Origin of the sequence: Capnocytophaga sp. oral taxon 380 str. F0488, from assembly GCF_000318255.2 — a bacterium.
Taxonomy (GTDB): domain Bacteria; phylum Bacteroidota; class Bacteroidia; order Flavobacteriales; family Flavobacteriaceae; genus Capnocytophaga; species Capnocytophaga ochracea.
On record NZ_KB291198.1, the window covers coordinates 1 to 6,928 of the forward strand.

Below are 6,928 nucleotides of genomic sequence, written 5' to 3' on the forward strand. Positions count from 1 at the left end.
AGCTGTCGCTGGCTACCTCAATGAGGGGGAATGTAGTGACGGAAAAGGGAAGTAATGACGAATGAACGAGAGGCGAATGACGAGGAGCGAGTGACGAAAAAGGGGAAATGTGGCGACGGAAAGATGAACTTACAGGGTGAAATTAGCAAGATAGGAAAAGACTACTTTGGAAAAGTGCCGTATCTTTGCCACAGAAATTCAAAATAAATCTGTATGAAATCCATTACTTGTAACGATTACACTCAGCGTATCAACAAAGTGGCGGAATACATCAATGGTCATCTCGATACTTCTATAAAGATAAAAACTCTCGCCAATGTGGCTAACTTATCTGATTTTCATTTTTGTCGCATCTTTAAAGCGCTTAAAGGAGAATCGCCCATTGCCTTTATTGCTCGTTTGCGCATAGAAACGGCAGCTCAGCTGTTACGCTATTCGACGCTTTCGGTAGAAGAAATAGCTTTTAATATAGGGTATGAAACGCCCGCCTCTCTTTCCAAAGCATTTAAAAATCAATATGGTATTACCCCTACTCAGTATAGAACAAACAGAGATATTTATATTATGAAGAAAGAAATAAACAATCCAGAAGTAGTGCTTAAAGCTCCAAAGATAGTAGAGCTTGAGCCCAAAAGTCTTATTTACGTAGCTCTTACAGGAGAATATGGTACACTTAACTACAACAAAGCTTACGAACAATTGTGGGGTGTTGTAAAATCGCAAAAACTCTTTACCAAAGGCATTGAGTCGATATGTGTTTCGTATGACGACCCTAAAATTACCGAAGCCTCTTTACAACGTTCGGAGGTGAGTTTGGCTATTCACAAGCCGGCTAAACCCTCAGGTGAAGTGAGTTGCAAAACCTTAGCAGGAGGCAAATATGCAATCTTTTTCTATCAAGGTAGTTATACTCAGCTCTCAGCCGTCTACGATGCTGCTATGCGCTGGGTGGTAGATAGTGAATACGAAGTGCGCGATGAGCCTATGTTCGAGAAATACCTCAACGACTGCCGTCGTACCCCCGAAGAGAAACTGAAAACTGAGATATATATCCCAGTGCAAACTGCACGGGCAATTTCCTAACTTCTAATTTCTAACATTATGAATCTTACAAAAACAGAAAAAATCACAGGTATCGCTTTGGCGATTGTCTTATTATTGCTTACGCTTTCAGGGAGTGGTTACTTCTTTTTTACTCTGAAAGTAAACTTTGAGCAATGGTTGGCTTACAACGCTTGTTCTCCTAGTAGCTTGGTGTATTTAAGTTGCCTTATCGTCTTTTCGGTGACTAAAAAGACTGTTTGGCTTCCGCTTGCCTTCCTGCCAATATACTATTTTGGTACGATGGGGCTCTTTACTTTTACGTGGAGTGGTGCTAACATCTTTGCTCAAATGTCACATATTACAATGACACTCAACCTGATTTGGGCAGGCTATGTGCTCTATCGCATTGGTGATTACAAAGCGTTTGCACAGGGGTTACTGTGGAGCATCGTTCTCTTTGTGCCTTACATTGCTTTTGTGATGTACTACTGTCGTACACACGCTGAGGAAATTAGTCAATTACTTGAAATGGCGTGAGCTATATAAGCAGTTTATATCGGATTTTAAAATAATAGTACAATGAAAGAAGCTTGTCCTGAGTGTTATGCGATAGATAGTCGCATCACGCCTTTGTTAAACCCCAAAGAGTGCTTGCTACACCACAGGCAATTATAGTATGAAAAGCAATAGAACAAAGTCCTTTACTCATTTAGAGTAAAGGACTTTTATTTGTTTAACTCGCACAGTTCTTCCACCGTGATGTCGAACACCTCAGCGTATTGTTGTAGCGTTTTAGAAGATAGTTTTTTGAATACCGAAGGTTTGGCGTGACGCTTGATAACCCATTGCCAGCGGTGCATTGCATCGGCAAGGACTGCCCAATCCATACGGTTGAGGAACATATAATACACTATGGGGCTTTTGCGTCCTGCAAGCACATCGGCTTTTGCCTCGTCAATCTGCTCTTGCAAACGGCTGAGCGAGGCTTCTAAGGCAATGCTCTTCACCTCCCAGCCCGAACTGGATAGGGTGGTGTAGTTGCCTTCGTCATCAGTTACATAATACACTTCTTTGAGGTCGCGCAAGGCACCTTTCTCTTGTGGTACTTCGGTTTCTCTCATTCCGTTAGGTTTTTAATTACTAAGTTCATTTCGGCAGTTGCCATAAGAATATCTCCTACAAAGGCATTACAGCGCATCGAGCAGATGTAATACTCATCGGTATCGAAACGAGAAAGCAATTCGGCTTCGGTGCGCACCACCTCTTGTACCTTAGGCAAGGCGAAGAGTTCCAATTTCTTAATTGCACTGATGTAACCTATCACATAGTTCGATGTGTCTTCTATACCAAAGAGAAACTGCCCCACAATTGCCGAACAGGTTTGCGCCATATTCTCAATGAGTCCTACTTCGGCAAACTTCCCCTCTTCCACAAATATGCAAGTAGGCTTCACCTCAAACTCAGTAACTACGTGCGTATTACTGATGTCGGTAATGGTATCTACCATTTGCATCGGCGGACGGGGGGGGAGGTATTTGTGGATTGATATGTTCATATTCAGGTGTCAGGATTCAGGGGTTAGGGGCAAGTACGGTTTTCATTTCGCCTTGGGCAATAAGGGTATCACCTATAAAGGTTTGCATTGTTACGAGGGTTACATCCATAAACTCTTGCTGGATAGTGATGTGTGTTTTGAGCGTGTCGCCTACTTTGGGTAACGATTGTATCTCTATGTTTTTAATCGCTCCTATATACCCCATAGGAGCAGGTTTTCCGTTGAGATAGTAGTAATAACCTTTGTGCAAGGCAATGCTTTGGGCGATGTGCTCTATAAGTCCGCTTTCTAAGAATGTCTCTTGCTGTACAAAAAGGTTGCTGGGGGCAATGGTGAGTCCCGCTACACCCTCGGTGGGGGTATACTCCCAAAGCGCATCTACCATTACAATGGGAGTGCGCTGGGGTATAAGAGTAAGGATTTTGTTTTTATCTGTAATTGGTAAAACCATAGTTAAACAACCTTTAAGAAAGCATAAGAATAAGAGAATCTACCGCTCTCGGGCACTGATAGTAACACTGTATCGCCCGTTTTGAGTTTGCCTGAGTGCATCAAGGCTTCTAACATCAAATAAGCAGAAGCAGAACCTATATTACCTACTTCGGGGAGATTGATAAACCAACGTTCTAACGGAAGGTCGATACCTACTGTTTTGAGAGCTTCATACAGGCGTTCTTTGAAATAACAAGACGAGATATGAGGCAAGAAATAGGTAATATCATCTGCCGATAGTTGGTGTTTATCTAAGGTAGCACGCATACTCTCAGCGCCTTTTAACAAAATATTCTCATTGAGTAGCTTCACATCTTGCTTGATAGCAAAGATAGATTCACTAAGCCACGCTTCGGCAGGGTATTCGCTCCAAGCTTTGAGACTGCCATCGGGGAGCTTGTCGCCACCGGCATACATACACGCTTCGAGCTCGTGAGCATACGAATAAGCGTCCATCCACTCTATTTGCAAAGCACCTTCACGCGGTTTGTTTTCTAACAGAAAAGCCCCAGCCCCATCGGAGAGCATAAAGCGCAAGAAATCTTTTTTAAAGGCAATGGCTGGGTGTGCTTCCAATTCGGCTAAGAGTTGTACTTCGTTTTCGTATTTATCGGCACGCAACCACGCCGATACACGTTCAGAGCCTGTGCATACTGCATTGATACTATTACCCGCCTTTACTGATAAGTACCCAAATTTAAGGGCATTCATTCCTGAGTTGCACACTCCTGAAGAGGCATTCAGTTCTACTGAGTGTCCGCCCAAGAGTCCGTGTACCATAGAAGTGTGCGAGGGCAAGAGCACATCGGGGGTAGAGGTACCGCAAGAGAGCACCTCGATAGTATCCCAAGGCACTTCGCCGTCCAATAGTTTTTGTACTGCCAAAGCCGTAAGCTGGGCATTGTTATGAGTAGGGTTACCTTGCTCATCGAGGGCATAGTAACGGGTGAGAATACCATTGTTGCGGAGCACGAGGCGTCGTGCTTTAGAGGCATTTTGGTTTATGAGACCTAAGAAAGTCTCCATTTGCTCATTGCCAATGGGATTGTTAGGTAAATATTTACTTGCTTTTGTTATATAAACGTTCATATTATTCAGGTAAAAGGCTTATTCAGGTAATAGATAAGAAGTAACAGGTAAGAGACTGTTGTTCAAATTCTATATCTTCCATATTCTTTAATTATCAATTATCAATTGTCAATTATCAATTTCTTCACGTTGCTCTCTACTTTCCAAAAGAATAATGGGTAGGTGAGCCAGTATAGCAACCATACGATGGGCATTAGCACCCAAATAGCGATGTATAGATAGATGCGGAAGCATTTCAGCAGGAATTTACGCTTCTTACTGCCGTAAATCATCTTTGCCCAAATACCGAAAAGGCGATTGCCTTTCTTCTCTGCCGAAAGGAGAAAACGCTTGTAATGCACGCCTCCGTGGGCTACTATTGCTTGTTGCAGTCCTGTGTAATCACCGGTTTGCAGGTGAGGGGCAATAAGCGTGCCATATACACTTGCGCTCTCTATGTCTTTATCGGCAACGCCCGCTTTGGGGAACACACCGAGATAGCGTTTGTTCTTATCGCCCGAAAAGAGCCACTGCACAATGGTAATCACGCTGATATGATTGTGGTGCCTATCGGTAAGAGCGATATTGCCCACTAAGTGCGCCCCACAGTCGGTTAAGAGTTTTTTTACTTTCTGTTGTGCCATCACCCACATATTACGTGTGCCCGACACAGTAATTACAGATTTACCTTGTAACAATTGCTTACCTGCTTCACTCTGCAAAAAGGAATTAAACGGGATAGAAGGCGAGAGATACCACACTTGGTAGCCTAAAATCACCAAATCGTAATCGGTATGTGCCAGCTGAAAAGGCTTTAAAGGCTGGGGTATTTGCAAATACGACTCTGGGAAAGCTCCAAAAAACGCCTCGCCTGTCCACGGAAAAGGAAAAGGTTCTGCCGTATCAATAGGCAAAAAGTCGATAGTTACCTCCGTGAGTGGGGATAGTACACTATCGATAATCTCTTTGAGTTGCCCCGATTGGGTGTAATATACTACTAATACGCGTTTCATTGTTCATCCCAAAAGTTGAAATAATTAAACCATTGTAGCGGATACTTTCGTAGCATCTGCTCCATATTCTCGGTATAAGCATCGAGTAGCGCTTGGGCATCGCGACTTTTCACCTCAGCTACTTGGGCATACAAGTGGTAATGCAATCTACTTTCCTTCATCACATAAACGAATAACACCGGCACTTTCAAGCGCGAGGCTATAAAGAAAGGACCTGCGGGGAAGGTAGCTTCTGCGCCCAACAGCGTTCCTTTGAGCGAACGCACGCCCTCAAAATATCGGTCTCCCGTGAAACACACTATCTTGTTGTCGCCAATAGCATCGTTGATTTTGAAGATATGCGACATATCTTCTTTCACATAGATAAACTGATTCGAGGGTTTATTTTTAGAAATCGACTCCAAATACTCCTTAATTACCGAGTGTTCCATATCGGTAGTTACGGTGCTTATTTTCAAATCAATATCTATTTTCCTAAAAAAAGGTTCAGCAATTTCAAAGTTGCCTATGTGTGCCGAAATAAGTATCCCACTCTGTTGTTCGTCTAATAGTTTATGTAAGCTTTCTACTCCATCAAACTCATAAGTAAATTTCTCTTCCAAGCCCGCCAAGATAGCAATCTTATCAATAATAGTTTGCCCGAAAGTAAAATAATTTAAGTACAAGTTTACTACCGCTTTGAGAGGCGAATAGCCCAAGCGGTGACGGAAATAGTAATACATATAGCCATTGGAGCGCCACTCAAACAAAAAGTAATAGAACGCTACAAAGATGAGCAAGGCATAAGCAGCATAAATACCCAAGTGTTTCATCAGCCACACAAAGATACTATAGCCTAATACAGTACCCTTAGATTTGCCTTGCCATTTCGTTTTGGCTTGTTCGTTAGCGTGCATTCACTTTATTTTCTAAGGTAGTATAAAAGTCGTTGAAGGTTACGATAGGCTTAAAATCGGCTTCTACCAATTTCACACCAAATTCTTGTTCAATCAGCACCACCAAATCCACATAATCAAGGCTATCTAATCCTAACGATTCGCGGAAGTTTGCCTCAGGGGCAATCACACTGGCTTCTACTTCAAATTCCTCAACAAAAATACGAGTAGTAAGGTCTATAATCTCCTGTCTGTTCATTCTTCTTTTTATTAGCTAATACTTTTAAGGGGCAAAGATACGAATATTTTGTCAATAACCAATTTTCCTAACAAACATCATCTCGCAAAAAGCCCAAAACTACATAGTTATAATCGAACAACCCTCTGAAAAGTCTCTTTTGTGTCACACACTTTGCCAAAGTTTAAACCTCCAGCCTCTCTCTTTCCCAGAACTTCTCCCCAACCTCTTCATTTTTCCCTAACAACCGATACTAATTTAACGTCAGTTCTATATATATCAATACTGATTTACAGTTGTGTTTATATTGTAATCTGTGAAATCCAGCAACGCAGTTGCCAATTCGTGTCCATCACATTTGTCAATTGTCAAATGAAAGACTATCCGTGCAATCCGTGTAATCTGTGCGAGATTTTCAGACAATTTGTTGCCTATTTGTTTGATTTTTTTAAAGATTTGTAAGATTTCTGTAGCGCAAGCTACACTTTTCTTACGTCGGACTCACGTTAATTTGCTAACCTCCAAATTTACTAATTTCCCAATTTACTAATTCTCTAATTTCTCTCTCCTTTTCCGTCACCACATTCCCCCTTTTCCGTCGCTATCTACTCGTCACTACACCCCCTCTCCTTGGGAGAAGTCT

Annotated in this window: 9 protein-coding genes; 2 read left to right on the forward strand and 7 right to left on the reverse strand. The window is 42.2% G+C overall.

All coding sequences use genetic code 11. The features are described from left to right. Positions 1-213 precede the first annotated feature (213 nt). Both HMPREF9078_RS05070 and HMPREF9078_RS05075 read left to right on the forward strand, forming a co-directional pair. A complete protein-coding gene (locus tag HMPREF9078_RS05070) occupies positions 214-1,083 on the forward strand; it encodes a GyrI-like domain-containing protein (protein WP_009419669.1) in 870 nt (289 codons plus the stop codon). Between the two features lie 18 nt (positions 1,084-1,101). Beyond that, the gene (locus tag HMPREF9078_RS05075) at positions 1,102-1,581 is read left to right on the forward strand and encodes a hypothetical protein (RefSeq protein WP_009419670.1); all 480 of its coding nucleotides are present in this window, start codon (positions 1,102-1,104) and stop codon (positions 1,579-1,581) included. 188 nt (positions 1,582-1,769) lie between these two features. Here the strand turns inward: HMPREF9078_RS05075 and HMPREF9078_RS05080 are convergent, their stop codons facing one another. From HMPREF9078_RS05080 to HMPREF9078_RS05110, 7 genes are all read right to left on the reverse strand, one after another. After that, positions 1,770-2,165, reverse strand: coding sequence for a hypothetical protein (locus HMPREF9078_RS05080; RefSeq protein ID WP_009419671.1), 396 nt, complete (start codon positions 2,163-2,165; stop codon positions 1,770-1,772). Beyond that, positions 2,162-2,599, reverse strand: coding sequence for an acyl carrier protein (locus tag HMPREF9078_RS05085; RefSeq protein ID WP_034542912.1), 438 nt, complete (start codon positions 2,597-2,599; stop codon positions 2,162-2,164). Before HMPREF9078_RS05085 ends, HMPREF9078_RS05080 begins: the two co-directional genes overlap by 4 nt. Before the next feature lie 16 nt (positions 2,600-2,615). Next, a complete protein-coding gene (locus HMPREF9078_RS05090; protein ID WP_009419672.1) occupies positions 2,616-3,050 on the reverse strand; it encodes a hypothetical protein in 435 nt (144 codons plus the stop codon). A gap of 2 nt (positions 3,051-3,052) precedes the next feature. Beyond that, the gene (locus HMPREF9078_RS05095) at positions 3,053-4,180 is read right to left on the reverse strand and encodes a beta-ketoacyl-ACP synthase III (protein WP_009419673.1); all 1,128 of its coding nucleotides are present in this window, start codon (positions 4,178-4,180) and stop codon (positions 3,053-3,055) included. A gap of 101 nt (positions 4,181-4,281) precedes the next feature. Further along, the gene (locus HMPREF9078_RS05100) at positions 4,282-5,172 is read right to left on the reverse strand and encodes a hypothetical protein (protein WP_009419674.1); all 891 of its coding nucleotides are present in this window, start codon (positions 5,170-5,172) and stop codon (positions 4,282-4,284) included. Beyond that, entirely contained in the window at positions 5,169-6,068 is a 900-nt protein-coding gene (locus HMPREF9078_RS05105; protein WP_002673882.1) for a lipid A biosynthesis acyltransferase, read from the reverse strand. The genes HMPREF9078_RS05100 and HMPREF9078_RS05105 overlap by 4 nt, the downstream gene beginning before the upstream one ends. Beyond that, positions 6,058-6,306, reverse strand: a complete 249-nt coding sequence (locus HMPREF9078_RS05110; protein WP_009419675.1) for a phosphopantetheine-binding protein — start codon at positions 6,304-6,306, stop codon at positions 6,058-6,060. The genes HMPREF9078_RS05105 and HMPREF9078_RS05110 overlap by 11 nt, the downstream gene beginning before the upstream one ends. Between the last annotated feature and the right edge of the window lie 622 nt (positions 6,307-6,928).

Coding starts and splice junctions, on each gene's coding strand:
- HMPREF9078_RS05090 (WP_009419672.1), bottom strand. CDS start 3,050: ATGGTTTTACCAATTACAGATAAAAACAAAATCCTTACTCTTATACCC.
- HMPREF9078_RS05075 (WP_009419670.1), top strand. CDS start 1,102: ATGAATCTTACAAAAACAGAAAAAATCACAGGTATCGCTTTGGCGATT.
- HMPREF9078_RS05100 (WP_009419674.1), bottom strand. CDS start 5,172: ATGAAACGCGTATTAGTAGTATATTACACCCAATCGGGGCAACTCAAA.
- HMPREF9078_RS05085 (WP_034542912.1), bottom strand. CDS start 2,599: ATGAACATATCAATCCACAAATACCTCCCCCCCCGTCCGCCGATGCAA.
- HMPREF9078_RS05095 (WP_009419673.1), bottom strand. CDS start 4,180: ATGAACGTTTATATAACAAAAGCAAGTAAATATTTACCTAACAATCCC.
- HMPREF9078_RS05070 (WP_009419669.1), top strand. CDS start 214: ATGAAATCCATTACTTGTAACGATTACACTCAGCGTATCAACAAAGTG.
- HMPREF9078_RS05105 (WP_002673882.1), bottom strand. CDS start 6,068: ATGCACGCTAACGAACAAGCCAAAACGAAATGGCAAGGCAAATCTAAG.
- HMPREF9078_RS05110 (WP_009419675.1), bottom strand. CDS start 6,306: ATGAACAGACAGGAGATTATAGACCTTACTACTCGTATTTTTGTTGAG.
- HMPREF9078_RS05080 (WP_009419671.1), bottom strand. CDS start 2,165: ATGAGAGAAACCGAAGTACCACAAGAGAAAGGTGCCTTGCGCGACCTC.